The organism is Hydrogenophaga sp. RAC07 (genome assembly GCF_001713375.1).
Classification (GTDB): domain Bacteria; phylum Pseudomonadota; class Gammaproteobacteria; order Burkholderiales; family Burkholderiaceae_C; genus Hydrogenophaga.
In genome coordinates, this window is sequence record NZ_CP016449.1 from 2396069 (window position 1) to 2415041 (window position 18973).

Consider the following 18973-nt stretch of genomic DNA (forward strand, 5'->3'; position numbering starts at 1 on the left):
TGAAAAGGGGCGCCGGGCAACCGTCGCCCCTTTTTTCATCCGGCAGCCCTATCCCCCTCATTGCCAACATCGATTGGCCTGAACCGATAGTTTTTGTCAAACTCACAGCTCCTGATACCACCCGCAAGAAGCCATGACCGCCCTGATCCGACAAGTCCGACCCGTCTGGGCCCAGCTGCAGGAATTTGACCTGCAAGTGCCCGCCCACGCCATGCGCAACGCCCTGCTCGCGCTGGGTGCCGGCCTGCTGGTGATGGCGGGGCTGGCGGCGCTCAGCACCTTCTGGGCGCCCACCCGCGCCTGGTGGACGGCAGCCGACAACGGCAGTGCCATGGCCGCCGGTGTCCAGGCCTCGTTGCTGGCGGCGGTGGCCACGGCCGTGGGTGCCCTGCCGGTGTTTCTGGTGCAGCGGGTCAGCAAGCTGCAGGAGGCGGCGCTGATGTCCTTCTCGGCCGGCATCATGCTGGCCGCGGCCATCTTCGCCCTGCTGCTGCCATCGCTGGAGGCCGGGCGCACCCTGTTCGCCGGCATGACCGGCGGCGCCACCAGCGCGGCGGCCCTCAGCGGGGTCGGCCTGGCGCTGGGCATGGGTCTCATGTTGGCCATCGACCGCTTCACGCCCCACGAACACGCGGTGCTGCCGCCGGCTGCCCTCGGCCACACCGGGGCCTGGGGCGCACAGGCCGACAGCGCTGCGGTGCAACGCGCCAAGCTGATGGTGCTGGCCATCCTGATCCACAACGTGCCCGAAGGTCTTGCGGTGGGCGCCGCCTATGCGGGCGTGGGCGATGGAAGCGGCGCTCAAGCGGGCGCGTCGGTGGCGCTGGCCATCGGCCTGCAGAACATGCCCGAGGGCCTGATCGTGGCCATGGCCTTGCGCACCCTGGGCCGCAGCGCGATGCAGGCCTGGGGCGTGGCCGCCCTCACCGGCCTGGCCGAGCCGCTGGGCGCCATCGTCGGGTTGGCGGTGCTGGGCAGCGTGCCGGTGTTCTACCCGCTGGGCCTGGCGCTCGCGGCAGGCGCCATGCTCTTCGTGGTGAGCCACGAGATCATTCCCGAGACACACCGCAACGGCTTCGAGACCATGGCCACGGCCACGCTGCTGGCAGGCTTCATCTTCATGCTGCTCCTTGACGCAGTGTTGAGTTGACCCCCACGCTCCGCCGCTGCCCCCCGAGGGGGCGCGGCCTTGCTTGGGAGCGGCCCGGCGCGGCGGCCCTCTGAAGCCGAGAGGCGGGGCGTAAGATGCCCCGCATGAGCGTACACATCCGATTTCTGGGCGGCGCCGGCACCGTCACAGGCTCCAAATACCTGGTCGAACACGATGGTCAGAGCCTGCTGGTCGACTGCGGTCTGTTCCAGGGTTACAAACAGCTGCGCTTGCGCAACCGCGACCCGTTGCCGGTGCTGCCCAACCACATCGGCGCCGTGCTGCTCACCCACGCACACCTGGACCACAGCGGGTATCTGCCGCTGCTGGCCAAGGAAGGGTTTCACGGCAAGGTGTGGGCCACGCCGGCCACGCGCGATCTGGCGCAGATCCTGTTGCCCGACAGTGGGCACATCCAGGAAGAAGACGCGGCCTTTGCCAACCGCAAGGGTTTTTCCAAACATTCGCCCGCGCTGCCGCTCTACACCGAGGGCGATGCGCTGCAAAGCCTCAAGCTGTTTCGCACCGTGCCCATGCACCAGCCGTTCGAGCCTCTCAAGGGCTGGACGGCCCTGTTCTCGGGCGCCGGCCACATCCTCGGTGCGGCGAGCCTGCTGCTGGAGGTGGGCGGGAGGCGCATCCTGTTCTCGGGCGACCTCGGCCGGCCCGACGACGCGCTGATGCTCGCACCCGACGCGCCGCCCGCGGCCGACGTGGTCGTGTGCGAATCGACCTACGGAGACAGAGACCACCCGGACGAAGACGTGATCGCCGAACTCGCTCCGGCGCTGCAGCGCGTCGCGGCCCGCGGCGGCACCGCCGTGGTGCCGGTGTTCGCGGTGGGCCGCGCTCAGGCCTTGCTGCACGCCATCGCCGAGCTCAAGGCTGCGGGCCAGCTGCCGCACAGCCTGCCGGTCTACCTCGACAGCCCCATGGCCATCCACAGCACCGAGCTGTTTGCCCGCCACCTGGGTGAGCACCGGCTGAACGCCGCGCAGTGCCATGCCATGGCGCTGGTGGCGAAGATGACGCGCACGGCCGACGAGTCCAAGGCCATTGCGCGCCAGCACGGCCCCAAGGTGATCCTGGCCGCCAGCGGCATGGCCACCGGCGGGCGTGTGCTGCACCACCTGGTGCAGTACCTGGGCGACCACCGCAACATGGTGCTGCTCACCGGCTACCAGGCCCCTGGCACACGCGGTGCCACACTGGCCAATGGCGGCACGCAGTTGCGCATCCACGGGCAGGACCTGCCGGTGCGCGCCGAGGTGGTGCAACTCAAATCCGCCTCGGCGCACGCCGACGCCGGGCAGCTCATGTCATGGCTGCGCGCCCTGCCCCAGCCGCCGCGCCGCGTCTTCGTGACCCACGGCGACATGGAGGCCTCGGACCGGCTGCGACACCGCATCGAAACCGAATTGCGCTGGCAGGCGCTGGTGCCCGAACACGGCAGCACCTGGGCCGCCTGAACCACCCGCGCACACAACTGCACACACGGCCCATGGAACGCGGCCCGTCATCTCCACTCTCACCCCGATGAATCTTCAACCTTCCCTGATCCTGGGCGCCGCCCTGCTGTCTTCTGCGGCGTGGGCCCAGTCCCCCACACCATCCCCCAACCCCGAATTCGACAGCTGCCTGAACACGCTGCGCGCACCGGCACGCGCCGCCGGCGTGCGCGACGAGACCTTTGCGCTGCACACGCAAAATCTCGCGCCCGACATGAGCGTGATCGACAAGCTCAACTTCCAGCCCGAGTTCCGCACGGCGATCTGGGACTACCTGGCCGGCCTGGTGGACGAGGAGCGTGTGGCCGAGGGCCGCGCCCTGATGGCGCGCCACGCCGAGACGCTGGCGCGCGTGAGCGACAACTACGGCGTGGACCCGGCCACCGTGGTGGCGGTCTGGGGCGTGGAGAGCAACTTCGGCCAGACCTTCGGCAAGTCGCCGCTGGTGCAGTCGCTGGGCACGCTCTCATGCTTCGGGCGGCGGCAAGCGTATTTCCGCACCGAGTTCTACGCCACGCTGCGCATCCTGCAGGCCGGGCACATCGTGCCCGAACGGCTCGTGGGCTCGTGGGCCGGTGCCTTCGGCCACACGCAGTTCATGCCCAGCACCTTCGAGCGCCTCGCGGTGGACTTCGACGGCGACGGCAAGGCCGACCTGATGGACAGCACCAGCGACGCGCTCGCGTCCACCGCCAACTTTCTGGCCAAGGCCGGCTGGCAGAGCGGCCAACCTTGGGGGTTTGAAGTGAAGCTGCCCGAGGGCTTCAGCACGGCTGGCGAAGGGCGTCGCACCAAACGCGGCATGGCTGAATGGGCGTCGCGCGGCCTCAAGCGGGTCGACGGGTCGACGCTGCCCGCCACCGGCAGCGCCGGCCTCATGACCCCCGCCGGTGCACAAGGCCCGGCCTTCCTGGTGCTGCGCAATTTTGATGCGATCTACAGCTACAACGCGGCCGAAAGTTATGGTCTTGCCATCGCCCACTTGGCCGACCGGCTGCGCGGCGGTGGCCCCTTCACCACGCCCTGGCCCACCGACGATCCGGGCCTCTCACGCGCCGAGCGCCGCGAGGTGCAGACGCTGCTGATTGCACGTGGTCACGACATCGGCGCGGTGGACGGCATGCTGGGTGACAAGAGCCGTGTGGCGATCCGTGCCGAGCAGGAGCGGCTGGGACAGGAGGCCAGTGGACGGGCGGGGCAGAAGCTGTTGAAGGCCTTGCGCGGCGGCTGAACGATCAGCCCATCTTCACCGCCGTCCCACTCACCGCCACCATCATCATCCCGTTGGTCTCGCCCAGCACTTCGTAGTCGAAGTCGATGCCGATCACGGCGTTGGCGCCCATCTCGCGCGCAGCCTCGATGAGGTCTTCCACGGCCGCGTCGCGCGCGCCCGAAAGAGCCCGCTCGTAGCCGCCAGCGCGCCCGCCCACCACATCGCGCACCGACGAGAACATGTCGCGGAAGATGTTGGCGCCGATGATGGCTTCACCGTTGACCACGCCCAGGTACTGCGAACGATCAATGCCTTCGGGTGTGGTGGTGCTGAGGAAAAAGCCGTCTTTCGCTTTGGAAAACCATCCCATGTGAAAACTCCTGTGAGTGCGCCGCGTGGTGTGGCGTACGGACATTGTGCAGCGCAGGTGCTACGGTGAGACTCAGCCACAACGGGAACATCCCATGCCCGGCTACCACGTCAAGACCGAGACCATTGCGCTCGGCGGCACCGACTGGCATCTCCGCTGCCTGATCGACGACCAGCAATTCAACGACAGCCACCACGCCGCAGCCGACATTGGCCTGCCCTCGGCGGGCTGGTCACATTTCGGTCAGGTGTGGCCGTCGTCGCGCGTGCTCGCGCTGGCCATGCTCACGCACCCGCTGGCGGGTCTGCGCGTGCTGGAGATCGGTGCGGGTCTGGCGCTGGCCAGCCTGGTGATGCACCGGCGCGGTGCCGATGTGACGGTGAGCGACTGGCATCCACTGACCGAGGAGTTCCTGCGCCACAACCTGGTCTTGAACAAGCTGGGGCCGCTGCCCTACCAGGCCGGCAACTGGGAGAGTGTGGCCGCCACCGACAACCCGGCGCTGGGGCACTTTGACCTGATCGTGGGCAGCGACCTGCTGTACGAGCGCCAGCAGCCGGCGCAGCTGGCCGCCTTCATCCACCGCCACGCGGCGGTGGGAGCACAGATCGTGATCGTCGACCCCGACCGGGGCAACCGCGCCGCGTTTGGCCGCGACATGGGCACCCTGGGCTTTGTGCTCACCATGCGCGCGGCCGATCGCCAACTGGAGGACGGCACAGCCTACAAGGGGCGTTTCCTCTCTTTCACGCGCTGAAATGCAAACAGCCCGCGGTGCGGGCTGTTTGCATTTCAGCAAGGCCGGCCATCGGGGCCGAACCGGTCAGCCGCCCTTTTTGGAGCGCTTGCCAGGGTTCTTCTTGCTGCGGGTGGCCACACCACGCTCCAGGCTCACGCGCTGACCACGGCCGGGGGAGGTCAGGGACACGCCAGCGACGGGCGTGGGGCGTGGGGTGGCTTTGCGGTCGGCTTCGGTGACGATTTTGTTGCCCATGACTGGATCCTGAGAAAGTTGCAAAAGTGACGGAACCCGCTATTAGGCCACAAGGCTCCGCAGGCGTCAGGTGGCGTTGCCGCCGCTCCAGGTGAAGGACGCATCGGTGGACAGCGCGTCATCGCGGCGCACCGGCATGAGCCAGCCGTGGGCGGGGTTGGTCTGCGCCGAGATGTCGATGCGTGGCGCCTGGGCCGAGACGGGGCCGAAGATAGTGGCAAACGAAGCGTCGGCCGCGTCGCGCCCGGTGCCGATGCGCACAAAGCCCATGGGAATGGCGGTGCCCGAGGGATCGAACAGGTACCAGCGGTGGCCCAGATAGACCTCCACATAGGCGTGGAAGTCGGTCGGGCCCAGGGCCGGATCGGCGCCGAAGTCGATCGCGGTGGTGAAGCGCGCCGGGATGTTGAGCGCGCGGCAGAAGGTGATCATCAGGTGGGCAAAGTCGCGGCACACGCCCTTGCGGTCGTTCAACGTGTCCATGGCCGAGGTCATGGAATTGCTGGTGTTCGACTCGAAGGTCACCTGGCTCTGCACCCACTTCTGGATCGCCTCCACGCGGCGGTAACCCGGTGGCATCTGACCGAACAACTGGTTGGCCATGGCGGTCACGCAGTCGGACTGGCAGTAGCGGCTGGGGTAGATGTAGGTGAGCACATCGGTGGGCAGCTGGTTGATGGGCGTCTCGAACACGCTGTCGGGCTGGTCCACGTGGTGAACGATGTCGAGCGTGGCACGGTAGCGCAGCTGCAGCGGGCCGGGCGTGGCGGTCAGGCGCAGGATGCGTGTGCGCGTGGCGGGGTCGGTGTACGACACCAGGGGCACGGGCTGACTGACCTGCAACTCTTCCCACACCACCGCCTGCTGAGGCGAATGGGCGGCCTGCACATTGAAGATGAAGTCAGCGCTGGGCTGGTTGACCTGGTATTGCAGGTCGATGGCGAGGTGGATGCGAACCATGGGGTCACCGTTGAGAGAGGAAGAAACCCGCCTTGTCGGCGGGTGCGGGGATCGTGATCGCCGAGGGACGGTGAAAAAACCCGGTTGATGGTATGGGGGTGAATGGGCCTCGTCTGTGCGCCAAGGCACCATGCCCCGGCACTGCGGCCGGACATGGTCTTGAGCGTAAGCTCAAACGCCATGCGCGCGCTGCTCTCCACGTTTTCCTTGCAAGAGTTGCGCCACCACCCGTGGCGCAACGCCTCGGCCGTGGTGGCGGTCATGCTGGGCGTGGCGCTGGCGTTTGCGGTGCACCTCATCAACGCCTCGGCGCTGGCCGAGTTTTCCAGCGCGGTGAGTTCGGTCAATGGCCAGCCCGACGTGGAGCTGCGCGCCCGCCAGGGTCTGCTGCCCGACACCCTGCTGGACCGCGTGGCCGCTCACCCGGGCGTGGCGCTGGCCAGCCCGGTGCTGGAACTGCCCACCCAGGCCGTGCTGCCCGGTGGCGAACGCGTGGCTGTGAAACTGCTGGGCGTGGACGCTTTGGTGGTGGCGGGCCTCTCGCCGGCGCTGATGCCGGTGCCCGAGGGCGCGTCCGACAACACCGCGGCGCGGCGCTTCGACTTGTTTGCTCCCGACGCGGTGTTTCTCAACGCTTCCGCCTCGCAGGCGCTGGGCAGCAGCCCCACGCTGCAGCTGCAGAGCGGCCTGGCGCTGCGCACGGTGCGCGTGGCCGGGCGTGTGAGCGCACCGGGTGCGCCGCTGCTGGTGATGGACGTGGCCGCCGCGCAAGACCTGATGGACCGCGTGGGCCAGCTCAGCCGCATCGACCTGCGTCTCGCGCCTGGCGCGCAGCTGGATGTGGTGCTCACCTCGCTCGCCCTGCCCGGGCAGGTGATCGCCCAGCGGCCCGAACAGTCGGGCGAACGCGTGAGCAACCTCTCGCGCGCCTACCGGGTCAACCTCACCGTGCTGGCGCTGGTGGCGCTGTTCACCGGTGCCTTTCTGGTGTTCTCGGTGCTGTCGCTGTCGGTGGCGCGGCGCCAGCCGCAGTTTGCGTTGCTCGGTGTGCTCGGTCTCTCGGGCAGCGAGCGTCTGCGCCTGGTGCTGGCCGAGTCGGCTTTGCTGGGACTGCTCGGCAGCCTGCTGGGCATTGCGCTGGGCACGGCGCTCGCAGCACTCGCGCTCAAGCTGCTCGGCGGTGATCTGGGCGGCGGCTATTTTTCGGGCGTGGCGCCGCCCCTGCAATGGGGCGCCCGGGCCGCGCTGGTGTATGGGTTGCTGGGTGTGGCGGCCTCGGTGGTGGGCGGCTGGTGGCCCGCACGCGCCACCGCCCGCATGGCGCCGGCACTGGCCTTGAAGGGCCTGGGCGCACCCGTGCGACCCGGCGCGCGCCGCCACACGCTGGCCCTGGCGCTGGTGGCGCTTGCCGCGGCCCTGGCCTGGGCGCCGCCGGTGGGCGGCATCCCGCTCGCGGCCTACCTGTCGGTGGGCCTGCTGCTGGTGGGTGGCATCGCGGCGCTGCCGCTGGCGGTGGGCTGGCTGCTGGACCGCCTTGCGCCCCACATCACGCGACGTGCGCTGCCGGTGCTCGCGGTGGAGCGCGCGCGCCGCCTGCGCGAAACGGCCGCCGTGGCCACCAGTGGTGTGGTTGCGAGCCTGGCGCTGTCGGTGGCGCTCACGGTGATGGTGGCGAGCTTTCGCGACTCGGTCACGCAGTGGCTCGACGCGGTGCTGCCGGCACAGCTCTATGTGCGCAGCTCCGGGGGCAGCGGCAACGACACGGCCCACCTGCCGCCCGATTTTGTGGCGGCGGTGGCACGCGTGGAGGGCGTCGAACGCGTGGACACGCTGCGCGCCACGCCGGTGCAGTTCGACCCGGCGCGCCCGGCCGTGGTGCTGCTCACGCGCCCCTTGACCATGGTGCCCGGTGCCGCGCTGAGCCTGCCGCTGGTGGGCAATCCGCTGCCCGCCCCGTCAGCGGCCAACGGTGACAGCGTGATGGCGGTTTACGTGAGCGAAGCCATGGTGGACCTGTACGGCGCAGAGCCCGGCGGCTGGTTGCCGGGGTTGGCACAAGCCTTTGCCGGGCCGAACGTGCGCGGCGTGCGCTTCTTCGTGGCGGGCGTGTGGCGCGACTACGCCCGCCAGCACGGCAGCGTGGCGATGGACCGCGCCGACTTCGTGCGTCTCACGGGCGATGTCCGTGTGAACGACCTGGCCCTGCACCTGAACGCGGGGGCGGATGAGGACGCGGTGCGCGAGCGCATCAGCGCGCTGGCCGATCGGCAAGGCGCACGGGGCTTGATCGAATTCGCCTCGTCGGGCCAGATCCGCGCGGTCTCGCTGCGCATCTTCGACCGCAGCTTCGCCGTCACCGTGTGGCTGCAGGCGGTGGCCATCGGCATCGGCCTGTTTGGTGTGGCGGCGAGCTTCAGCGCGCAAGTGCTGGCGCGCAAACGCGAGTTCGGCCTGCTCGCCCACCTCGGCCTCACGCGGCAGCAGATCCTGGGCGTGGTGGCGCTCGAAGGACTGGCCTGGACGCTGCTGGGCGCCATCGCCGGACTGGCGCTCGGACTGGCGGTAAGCCTGGTGCTGGTGCATGTGGTGAACCCGCAGAGCTTTCACTGGACCATGGACCTGGTGCTGCCCTGGGCGCGGCTGCTCGCGCTGTGCGCCGCCGTGGTGGTGGCCGGCACACTCACGGCCTGGCTGGCCGGACAGGCAGCGGCGAGCCGCGATGCGGTGCGTGCGGTGAAGGAGGACTGGTGATGAAACCAGGATTGAATGTGATGCGCCGCCACCTCTTGATGGCATCGGCAGGAGCCCTCGCCATTCCCGCATCACGAGCGCAAACCCCGCACCGCCCCGGCGATGCCTTGCGCCCCCGCGCACTCGTGTTCCCGCGCGACCACGGCACGCACAACGACACCCGCACCGAATGGTGGTACCTCACCGGCCACGCGCAGGACGAGAAGGGTCGCGAGTTCGGCTTTCAGGTCACTTTCTTCCGCAGCCGCGTGGACGGCACACAGGCCCTGCAAAGTCGCCTCGCCGCGAAACACCTGCTGTTCGCGCATGCGGCCATCACGGATGTGCAAAGCGGCAAGCTTGTGCACGACCAGCGCATGGCGCGCTGGAACGGCCAGACGCCCACGGTGACCGAACGCGGCGTGTTCGCCAGCGAAGCCGACACGCGCGTGGTGCTGCGCGACTGGGAGATTGAACGCACCCCGGACGGCCGCTACACCACACGCATCGGCGGGGATGGGCTGGGCATCGACCTCACCGCCCAACCGCAACAGGCCTGGTTGCTGCAGGGTGAAGAAGGCTTCTCGCGCAAAGGCCCCGACCCATCCCAGGCGAGTTTCTACGTGTCGCATCCCCAGCTCGCGGTGCAAGGCACGCTGGGCCTCGGTCAACAGCGGTTTGCGGTGAAGGGCAGCGCCTGGCTCGATCACGAGTGGAGCGAAGCGCTGCTGCACCCCGAGGCCGTGGGCTGGGACTGGATCGGCATGAATTTGTTCGACGGCCACAGCCTGACCGCGTTTCAGCTGCGCCGGGCCGACGGCAGCAAGGTCTGGGCGGGCGGCTCGTTTCGCGCAGCAGGCAGTGCACAAAGTCCCACCGACATCTACCGCTTTCGCCCCGGTGAGGTCGACTTCAGACCGCAGCGCACCTGGACCAGCCCGCTCACCCGCGCGAAGTACCCGGTGGAGTGGCTGATCCGCACGCCGGCCGATTTCTACACCGTCAAGGCGGTGATCGACCCGCAGGAACTCGACGGACGCCAGGGCACCGGCACGGTGTACTGGGAGGGTCTCTCGGACCTGTTTGACAGCAACGGTCAGCGCGTGGGCCGGGGCTACCTCGAGATGACGGGATACGCGCAGCGGCTGGTGTTGTAGCGCCTGCGTCCGAGCGCCTCAGTCGGGCCGCCACGCGTTGAAGAACCGGATGCGCTCGACGTGGTCGGGGTGGCTGGAGATGGCGATGGGCAGCGCGGCGCTGTCGCTTTCTTTGTCGGTCTCTTCGTCTTCACCACCCTGATGTTCCAGTCGCTGGATGCGCTCGAAGAAAGTGACCATGACCGCTGGAGAGGCCCCGCTCACGTGGAGCAAGCGAGCAGCGAATGCATCGGCCGCGCGCTCGGCGTCGCGTGAATAGGCCTGTGTGGCCAAGGTGGCGGGCACGGTGGCCAGGAAGCCGCTGGCGTCGCCCAGCACCACACCCACCAGCGCACTGACCAGGCTCGCGCGCACCATCAAATCCAGCCCGTGGCGGTGGTGCACATGACCCAGCTCATGCGCCAGCACGCCGACAATGGCATCGGGCTGGTCGGCCAGCAGCTTCACCAGATCGTCGGTGATCACGATGTACCCGCCGGGCAGGGCAAACGCGTTGGCGCCCAGGGCCTTGGACTGGTGAAACGAGAGTTGCCACGGCGGTGCGTCGCCTTGCGGGTGGGCGCGCTCCACGGCCGAGGCGAACCGCTCGCGCAAGGCCTGCTGTTGCTGCGCGGGCAGTGCGCTGGGCTGCAGGAACAGTCGGTCCAGCTGCTGCATGCCCTGTTCACCCAGGCGCGCCTCCAGCGCATGGGGCACTTGCTGCGCCAGGGTCTGGCTGAGCCACGGCACGCCCCAGGTCCACGCCGCAGCGAGAAACGCCACGCTCGCGCCCATGGCGGCCAGCGTGGCGCGCCAGCTCTGCATCCAGCCCACCACGGCACCATCGCGCTGGCCACTGGCCTGCCGCCACGCGTCCCACTCCCCGGCATCGGCGTGCTGGATCAGGCTGCCGTCGGGCAGTTCGCTCTGGCGCTGACCATGCGAGCGGCGTTCGGCCCAGCGCACCTGGCGCACCGGGTAGCGGCGCTCGTTGGCGCCCACCTGGAGCACGAGGACGCCATCTTCGATGCAGAGCTCGCAGGCCTGCGCACGCGGGCTCTGGCCATCGAACCAGGTGCTGGACAGGCGCGGCGCTGGGCTCATCACAAGCCCATGTCGATGCCGAAGAAGTCGCCCGCGGCATCACCCAGGATGCCTTTGTCGCCGCCCTGGGCCTTGGCAAGCCAGGCGTTCACGTCGCCCTGCACCGAGACGCCCATGGCCTCCAGCCGCATGCGCGCGGTGTGCACCTTGGCGAAAGGCCAGTACAGGCCCAGCGTGAGTGCAATGAACAGCCAGTTCTTCGCGGTCAAACGCATCAGGGGAGCGAACCTCAGCCGGCTGTCGAAGCGGATGCGCCGGCTGCGCGTGTTGGCCCACAGCAGGTTTTGCAGCCGCGACGTGGTGTAGGGCACGAGCACCAGCGGGAACACCAGGTAGGCCAGAGCCAACAGAAAGGGCAACATGATCACAGCCGCACCCGAGAGCCCGCCCGCCATCGCCGCAACAACGCCGCCCACGCCGGCGAGCAAGGCGGTGCACAGCAAGGACACCCCCATCGCGCGCAACGAAAAACCGTAGAAGGCACCCAGGCCGGCATCCAGCCGCGTGCGCTGCTGTGCAAACGCGTAGCCACCGTGCTGGTAACGCTTGATGCGCGCCAGCAGCCAGGGCGACAGCGCGGCCATGGCCAGTGCGACCAAGCCAGTGACTGCGGCAAACACGGCACCGGCAGCGCCTTCTTCCGCGCCCTGCATGGCCGATGCAACGACACCGAACACCACGCCGATCAGCACCACCGGAATGAAGAACGGCAGCATGCACAGGTAGGCACCCTTGAGGTCACCTTCGAAGGACATGCGAACGCCACGCCAGCTGGTGTTGCGCAAGCGGAACTGCAGCGATGCGCGCCACAGCGCGGGCCACAACACCGCGAGCACAAGCAATGGAAGCCAGGCGAAGGTCGGCGCAAAGTTCGAGACCGCCCAGTACGACACGCCGAACAACAACATGAGCACGTAACCGCGGAACATCTTCCAGGGGTCGCCATGAAAACCCAGCGGGTCGTGGCCCACCAGCGTGTTGTTCTGGAAATAGGCCAGCCGGCGCGCGCGGGCGAACGGCCAATACAGCGTGAAGGTGATCAGGGTCAGCAGCAGGTTGACGATCCAGATGCGGAAGTACTCGCTGCCGGAACCGGTGAATCGGATGTCGAGTGGGTGGGATGGTTCGCTGGTGGGCAGTCGGCTGTCAGGCAGGACCTCGGTTGCTTCAAATTCGCTGTGCTGTGCCATCCCGTCCCTCCTGGTGGTTGAAAATTTGGCCGCGATCCTAGCATCAAAGATTTGTACCAATGACCTACCCCTGGCAGATGTGCACAAGGGCCATGGCCGCACAAAACGGGCGTCCGCAAAACCCGGCACACTCCCCTGCATGAGTTCCCTCTCCCCCTCCGAACGCCCCAAAGGCACCACCCCCACCTCGCTCAGCGGCCTGCTGCCGTTTCTGCGGCCCTACCGTCTGCAGATCGGTCTGGCGATCCTGTTTCTGGTGCTCGCGGCCGCGGCCACCCTGGCGTTTCCACTCGCCCTGCGTTTCCTCATCGACAGTGGACTGGCCCCGGCCGGGCGCGGCGAGCAGGCACTCGCCTTGCGTGGTCACTTCGCGGCCTTGTTCGGCGTGGCGGTGGCGCTCGGCTTCTTCTCGGCCATGCGTTTTTATCTGGTGAGCTGGCTCGGTGAACGTGTCACCGCCGATTTGCGCAACGCGGTCTACAGCCACGTGCTGCGGCAGAGCCCGCAGTTCTTCGAAACCACGCAAACCGGCGAAGTGCTCTCGCGCCTGACCACCGACACAACGCTGGTGCAGACGGTGGTGGGCTCTTCGTTGTCCATGGGTCTGCGCAACGCCGTCATGGGCATCGGAGCGCTGGTCATGCTGGTGTGGACCAACCCGTATGTGATGCTGCAGGTGCTGCTGATCATCGTGCTGGTGGTGCTGCCCAGCATGTGGTTTGGCCGGCGTGTGCGCAAGCTCTCGCGCGCCAGCCAGGATCGCGTGGCCGACTCCAGCGCGATCGCAGCCGAGGTGCTCAACGCGATTCCGGTGGTGCAGAGCTACACGGCCGAGGACCGCGAGGCGGCGCGCTTCAACGCGTCCACCCAGTTCGCCTTCGACACCGCGATCAAGCGCACGCGCGCACGCTCGGTGCTGGTGGCCTTCATCATCATCACCACCGCCGGACTGCTGCTGTGGGGCCTGTACCAGGGCACGCAGGCGGTGCTGGCCGGCACCATCACGCCGGGTCACCTGGGTCAGACGGTGCTCTACATCATCATCCTGGCCGGTGCGGTCGCCGTGCTCGGCGAGGTCTATGGCGACCTGCTGCGCGCCGCGGGCGCGAGCGAGCGCCTGATGGAGCTGCTGGCCAGCGCCTCACCGGTGCAATCACCCGCGCAGCCGCTCAAAGCGGCGGCACCACAAGGCGGCAGCGCGCTGGTGTTCGACGACATCACCTTCCACTACCCTTCGCGCCCGGCACAGGCCGCGCTGGCCGGATTCAACCTGGCGGTGCACCCCGGGCAGACGATGGCGCTCGTGGGTCCCAGCGGTGCGGGCAAAACCACCGTGTTCGGCCTGCTGCTGCGCTACTACGACCCGGCGCTGGGCACGATCCGGCTGGACGGCGTGCCCATCCACCAGATGAGCCTGCAGGACCTGCGCAACCGCGTGGGCATCGTGCCGCAGGACCCGGTGATCTTCTCCAGCAGCGCGATGGAAAACATCCGCTACGGCAAGCCCGGCGCGAGCGACGACGAGGTGCGCGCCGCTGCCGCCGCGGCCTTTGCCGACGAATTCATCGACCAGCTGCCCGAGGGCTACGACACCTTTCTGGGCGAGCGGGGTGTGCGCCTCTCGGGCGGGCAGCGCCAGCGCATCGCCATTGCGCGCGCCATGCTCAAGAACCCGCCGCTGCTGCTGCTGGATGAGGCCACCAGCGCGCTGGACGCGCAGAGCGAGCGCATGGTGCAGGCCGCGCTGGAATCGGCCATGAAGGACCGCACCACGCTCGTGATCGCGCACCGCCTGGCCACCGTGCAACAAGCCGACCTGATCGTGGTGCTGGACCATGGCCGTCTGGTGGAACAAGGCACACACACCGAGCTGGTGGCGCAGGGTGGCGTGTACGCAGGCCTGGCCGCCTTGCAGTTTCAAGTCTGACTACGCGAGTTGCCGCAGCTCTCTGAGGGCCACGGAGACGGGTGCCAGATCCGGCGCCAGGTTGGCGATGCTCTCGTGCATGTCGTTGATGCGCGCAATGGCCTTGGCATGTTGTTCCTGCCACCCGGCCAAGGTCTGCTGGCTGCTGAGCAGCGAGAGCACCAGCTGACCGGCAATGGAATACACGTCGTCGCGCGCGCTGGCGCGGGCCTGCGACTGCCACAGCGAATCGGTCGGCAACTGGCCAATGCGCTGACGCCAGCGGTCCAGGCCCAGCGTGTTCTCGATCGCAAAGTAGGTGCGCGCGGCCTGCTCCAGCGAGCTGCCGGCCTTGGCCGCCACGTCCACCAGATCGAGCACCGGATAGAGGTGGTCCAGCACGGTCAGGTCATCGGCGAGTTTCGCGTCCACCCCGGCCTGGACCAGACGGACGCTGGCGGCCTTCCACGAGGCCAGTGCGGTCGCGGGCAGCCACTGCTCGACGTGTTCGCGCAGTGTGCGGGCCGCGGGACGGTACTTGGCGATCAGGGTGGGCAGGTCGCCCTGGCCGCGGTGGCGCAGCATCCAGCGGCTGGCGCGCTGCGCGATGGTGGCCAGCTGCGTGAGCAGGCTCAGCTGCAGCTCGGTGGTGACCTTGTTGTCCAGCGCGTCGATCTGGTCCCAGATCGGCTCCAGCGCGAACACCTCGCGCGCCAGCGTGTAGGCGCTGACCACCTCGGCCGCGGTGCACGAGGCCTCGTTGGCGAGGAAGTTGACGAAGGTGGCACCCACGCGGTTGACCACGGTGTTGGTCATGAAGGTGGCGATGATCTCGCGCTTGAGTGGGTGCTGCGCAATGAAATCACCGTGGCGCTCGCCCAGCACCGCCGGGAAGTACATCTTGAGCACGCGCGCGTAAAACGGATCGTCGGGCAAGTTGCTGGCGCACAGCTCGTCGAACAGGTTCATCTTGGCGTACGCCATGAGCACCGCGTTTTCCGGGCGGGTCAGACCACGGCCTTCGCGCTGGCGTCTGGCCAGCTCCTCGTCGGCGGGCAGGAACTCGATGGCGCGCTTGAGCAGGCCGATCTGCTCCAGCCAGCGCATCAGGTTCTGCTGCCCGCCGAGCAGGTACACGGGCCGGGTCGCGGCCAGTTCGATCTGCTGCGTCTGGTAGTAGTTGTCCTGCAGCACCAGCAGCCCCACCTCGTCGGTCATGCTCGCGAGCAGGTCGTTGCGGCTCTCCAGCGTGAGCCCGCCCGCTTCCTGCACGGCGCCCAGCAGGATCTTGATGTTGACCTCGTGGTCGGAGCAATCCACACCGGCGGAGTTGTCGATGGCGTCGGTGTAGATCAGGCCGCCGGCCTGGGCGAATTCGATGCGTCCGTTCTGTGTGCAGCCCAGGTTGCCCCCTTCGCCGAACACCTTGCAGCGCAGTTCGTTGCCGTTCACGCGGAAGGCGTCGCCCGCCTTGTCGCCCACCTGGGCATGGGTCTCGAAACTGGCCTTCACATAGGTGCCGATGCCGCCGTTGTAGAGCAGGTCCACCGGGGCCTTGAGGATGGCATTGAGCAGCTCGTTGGGCGCCATGGCGGTGGCTTCGGTGCCGATGATGGCGCGCGCCTGGGCACTGAGCGGGATGGATTTGGCGCTGCGCGGAAACACGCCGCCACCCTCGCTGATGAGGGCCTTGTCGTAGTCGTCCCAGCTCGAGCGCGGCAGCTTGAACAGCCGCTCGCGTTCCGCGTAGCTGGCCGACACGTCCGGGCTCGGGTCGATGAAGATGTGGCGGTGGTCGAAGGCCAGCACCAGCCTGATCTGCGTGGACAGCAGCATGCCGTTGCCGAACACGTCGCCCGACATGTCGCCGATGCCGGCCACGGTGAAGGGCTGGGTCTGCGTGTCCACACCCAGGCCACGGAAATGGCGCTTGACCGATTCCCAGGCGCCGCGCGCGGTGATCCCCATCTTCTTGTGGTCATAGCCGACCGATCCGCCGGAGGCAAACGCATCGCCCAGCCAGAAGCCGTAGGCCGCGCTGATGCTGTTGGCGATGTCGCTGAAGGTGGCCGTGCCCTTGTCGGCGGCAACCACCAGATAGGGGTCGTCCTCATCAAAGCGCACCACGTCGGCCGGTGGCACCACCGCGCCTTTGACGAGGTTGTCGGTGACGTCGAGCAGACCCGAGAGGAAGGTCTTGTAGCAGGCCACGCCTTCGGCCAGAAAAGCCTCGCGCTCGCTCGCGGGCGGGGCTTTCTTGAGCACAAAGCCGCCCTTGGAGCCCACCGGCACGATCACCGTGTTCTTCACCATCTGCGCCTTCACCAGGCCCAGGATCTCGGTGCGGAAGTCCTCGCGCCGGTCGGACCAGCGCAGGCCACCACGAGCCACCTTGCCGCCGCGCAGGTGCACACCCTCGACGCGCGGTGAGTACACCCAGATTTCGAACAGGGGTTTGGGTTCGGGCACGTTGGGAATGTCGCGCGGGCTGAGCTTGAAGCTCATGCACGCCTTGCCGCGCTGGTAGGCGTTGGTGCGCAAGGTGGCCTGGAGCGTGCTGAGGAACTGGCGCAGCACGCGGTCTTCTTCCAGGCTGGCCACGTCGGCCAGCTGGGACTCCAGCGCTTGCACCTTGGCGCTGATGCGCTCGGCGCGCTGGTCGGCCTTGGCCGGTTCGAAGCGGATGGCAAACAGCTCGGCCAGGCTCTGGGCAATCGCCGGGTTTTTGTTCAGCGTGTCTTCGATGTAACTCTGGCTGAAGGCAAAACCGAGTTGCTTGAAATAACGCACGTAAGCGCGCAGCACCGAAATGGCGCGGGCGTCGAGCTCGGTGGAAAGCACCAGGCGGTTGAGCGCATCACTCTCCACCTCCTGGCGCCAGACCGCCTGGAACAGCTCCTCGAAGCGGAACTTGAGGCGATCCACGTCCAGCGGCTGGGCAAACTGCAGGCCCCAGTCGTGGATCCAGTAGCCGGGCGCGGCGAGGTGGTAGGGGTGCTCGTCGAGCACGCGTGCCCCCATCGACTCCATCACCGGCATGGCGTCGGACAGCGTGATCTTCTGCGTGGCATAGGTCTTGAAGCGCACCTGCCCGTGGCGCTGGTAGAGCTTGAGCGCGAGAGGCTGATGTTCGCTCAGGCCGCTGAGCACGGCCGCGTCGCTGGCGGCGGTGTCGGCGTCGAAGTGCTCGCGGTAGGCGGTGGGGAATGCGGCCACCAGGGCTTCCAGGCCGCTGGCGCTGCGGCCCGTCTGGCCCAGCAACACGGCGTTCACGCCATCGACCCATCGCTTGCAGGCCTCGGCCACCCGGGCTTCGAGCGCGACCAGGTCCACCTGAGCAGGCAGCTTGTCCTTGGCGCGCACGATGTAGTGGATGCGCGCCAGCGCGCTGTCGGTGAGCATGGGCGTGAACTCGATCGAGGCGGCGTCGAAGGCCTCGGTGAACAGGGCCCCGAGCTTCACGCGCAGCTCGGTGGTGTACACGTCGCGCGGCACGTACACCAGCAGCGACGCCAGGCGGCCAAAAGCACCGCGGCGCATGAACAGGCGCACGCGCTGGCGCTCCTGCAGGCGCAGGATGCCCATGGCGTGCTGCTCCAGCGTGGCGGCGTCGATCTGCAGCATTTCATCGCGCGGGTAGGTCTCCAGGATGGCCTGCAAGGCTTTGTGGGCATGGCTTCCGGTGACCACGCCGGCATGGGCCATCACCTGGGCCACGTGCTGGCGCACCACCGGGATCTGCTCCACAGAGGCGGCATAGGCCGCGGAGGTGTACAGCCCCAGGAACCGGCTCTCGCCAACCAGCTTGCCACTGGCGTCCAGGCGTTTGACGCTGATGGCGTCGAGCCAGGCCGGGCGGTGCACGGTGGACCGGCTCATGGCCTTGGTGGACAGCACCAGACCCGCGTCGGACACGAACTGTTCCGCAGGCTGGGCCGGCAGAACCTGGGTACCGGGGGCCTTCAGCAAACCCAGCGCGGTGCCCGGCACCGGCACCAACACCTTGCCCTTGAGCTCGTAGTCTTCGGCCGCCAGAAAGGTGAAATGGCCTTGTTCGAGCCAGCTCAGGAAGGCCTTGGCTTCGTCGGCCACAGCGGCGTCCAGCGCGGTGAAGCTGGCGTTGAGCACCTGCACGCGCGAGAGCATGGCGCGCCAGTCCTGCACGGCCAGGCGCACGTCCTGCAAGGTGTCTTCAATGGACTTGCGCAGCGCCTGCGCTTCGGGGTCGGACGCGAGCCGGTCGCACTCGACCAGGATGCACGAGACCACCTGGCCCTCGCCAGCGCCGGCCTGTGCGGCGCCGGTGATCTGCGCCACATGGCCCGCCGCGTCGCGCGTGACGCGCAGCAAAGGATGCACGATCCAGTGCAGGGTCCGCCCGCTGCGGTTGACCGCCATGCCCACGGAGTCCACGAGAAAGGGCATGTCGGGGTGCACAATCTGCAGCACGTGTGTGCCGCTTTCCCCGGCCAGGTCTCTTGGCAGATCCAGCACCTGCACGCGCACTTCGCCCGCCGCCGAAGCCCCCAGCAGGGCCTGGTGCGCGGCGGCCATGGTCTGAAGCAAAACGGGGTCGCGGCTGCGCATCTCTTCGGGGTCGGCGGCTGCGAAATACAGGTCCTGGAAACTCGGGTTCATGGTCGGCATCCGGTCAGATGGTGGTGGGCAGGGGGTAAGGTGTGCGGAATTCTAGGAGCGCTCCAGCGGGCAAA

13 protein-coding genes are annotated in these 18973 nt (G+C 68.0%); 7 read left to right on the forward strand and 6 right to left on the reverse strand.

Features of this window, described 5'->3' with window-relative positions:
* Positions 1-133 precede the first annotated feature (133 nt).
* The 3 genes from BSY239_RS11155 to BSY239_RS11165 all read left to right on the forward strand — a co-directional run bounded on the left by BSY239_RS11155 (position 134) and on the right by BSY239_RS11165 (position 3889).
* Complete coding sequence (locus BSY239_RS11155; RefSeq protein ID WP_156775460.1) at positions 134-1150, forward strand: ZIP family metal transporter; 1017 nt, start codon at positions 134-136, stop codon at positions 1148-1150.
* Positions 1151-1254: 104 nt separating this feature from the next.
* The gene (locus BSY239_RS11160) at positions 1255-2619 is read left to right on the forward strand and encodes an MBL fold metallo-hydrolase (RefSeq protein WP_069046913.1); all 1365 of its coding nucleotides are present in this window, start codon (positions 1255-1257) and stop codon (positions 2617-2619) included.
* 67 nt (positions 2620-2686) lie between these two features.
* On the forward strand, positions 2687-3889 hold the full coding sequence (locus tag BSY239_RS11165) for a lytic murein transglycosylase (protein ID WP_069046914.1): 1203 nt from the start codon (positions 2687-2689) through the stop codon (positions 3887-3889).
* A gap of 4 nt (positions 3890-3893) precedes the next feature.
* Here the strand turns inward: BSY239_RS11165 and BSY239_RS11170 are convergent, their stop codons facing one another.
* Positions 3894-4241 carry a heavy metal-binding domain-containing protein gene (locus tag BSY239_RS11170; RefSeq protein WP_069046915.1) on the reverse strand — a complete coding sequence of 116 codons (348 nt, stop codon included), beginning with the start codon at positions 4239-4241 and terminating at the stop codon, positions 3894-3896.
* Positions 4242-4335: 94 nt separating this feature from the next.
* Between BSY239_RS11170 and BSY239_RS11175 the strand changes: the two genes are divergently transcribed.
* Positions 4336-4998, forward strand: coding sequence for a class I SAM-dependent methyltransferase (locus tag BSY239_RS11175; RefSeq protein ID WP_069046916.1), 663 nt, complete (start codon positions 4336-4338; stop codon positions 4996-4998).
* A gap of 66 nt (positions 4999-5064) precedes the next feature.
* On the opposite strand, the gene BSY239_RS22605 is transcribed toward BSY239_RS11175, so the two are convergent.
* Both BSY239_RS22605 and BSY239_RS11180 read right to left on the reverse strand, forming a co-directional pair.
* Positions 5065-5235, reverse strand: coding sequence for a hypothetical protein (locus BSY239_RS22605; RefSeq protein ID WP_172823098.1), 171 nt, complete (start codon positions 5233-5235; stop codon positions 5065-5067).
* Positions 5236-5301: 66 nt separating this feature from the next.
* The gene (locus BSY239_RS11180; RefSeq protein WP_069046917.1) at positions 5302-6195 is read right to left on the reverse strand and encodes a transglutaminase-like domain-containing protein; all 894 of its coding nucleotides are present in this window, start codon (positions 6193-6195) and stop codon (positions 5302-5304) included.
* A 180-nt stretch (positions 6196-6375) separates the two neighbouring features.
* Here BSY239_RS11180 and BSY239_RS11185 point away from each other — a divergent pair, with 180 nt between their 5' ends.
* Both BSY239_RS11185 and BSY239_RS11190 read left to right on the forward strand, forming a co-directional pair.
* Positions 6376-8946, forward strand: a complete 2571-nt coding sequence (locus BSY239_RS11185) for an FtsX-like permease family protein (protein ID WP_069046918.1) — start codon at positions 6376-6378, stop codon at positions 8944-8946.
* Positions 8946-10082 (forward strand): lipocalin-like domain-containing protein, encoded by a 1137-nt coding sequence (locus BSY239_RS11190; RefSeq protein WP_069046919.1) that lies wholly within the window; start codon positions 8946-8948, stop codon positions 10080-10082. Before BSY239_RS11185 ends, BSY239_RS11190 begins: the two co-directional genes overlap by 1 nt.
* An 18-nt stretch (positions 10083-10100) precedes the next feature.
* Here BSY239_RS11190 and BSY239_RS11195 read toward each other — a convergent pair whose 3' ends face one another.
* Together BSY239_RS11195 and BSY239_RS11200 are read right to left on the reverse strand one after the other, a co-directional pair.
* The gene (locus BSY239_RS11195; RefSeq protein WP_069046920.1) at positions 10101-11165 is read right to left on the reverse strand and encodes a M48 family metallopeptidase; all 1065 of its coding nucleotides are present in this window, start codon (positions 11163-11165) and stop codon (positions 10101-10103) included.
* Positions 11165-12355, reverse strand: a complete 1191-nt coding sequence (locus BSY239_RS11200; RefSeq protein ID WP_069046921.1) for a YjgN family protein — start codon at positions 12353-12355, stop codon at positions 11165-11167. Before BSY239_RS11200 ends, BSY239_RS11195 begins: the two co-directional genes overlap by 1 nt.
* A gap of 139 nt (positions 12356-12494) precedes the next feature.
* On the opposite strand from BSY239_RS11200, the gene BSY239_RS11205 reads away from it, so the two are divergent.
* Entirely contained in the window at positions 12495-14282 is a 1788-nt protein-coding gene (locus tag BSY239_RS11205; RefSeq protein WP_069046922.1) for an ABC transporter transmembrane domain-containing protein, read from the forward strand.
* Here the strand turns inward: BSY239_RS11205 and BSY239_RS11210 are convergent, their stop codons facing one another.
* Complete coding sequence (locus tag BSY239_RS11210) at positions 14283-18899, reverse strand: NAD-glutamate dehydrogenase (protein WP_236944053.1); 4617 nt, start codon at positions 18897-18899, stop codon at positions 14283-14285.
* Positions 18900-18973: the final 74 nt, after the last annotated feature.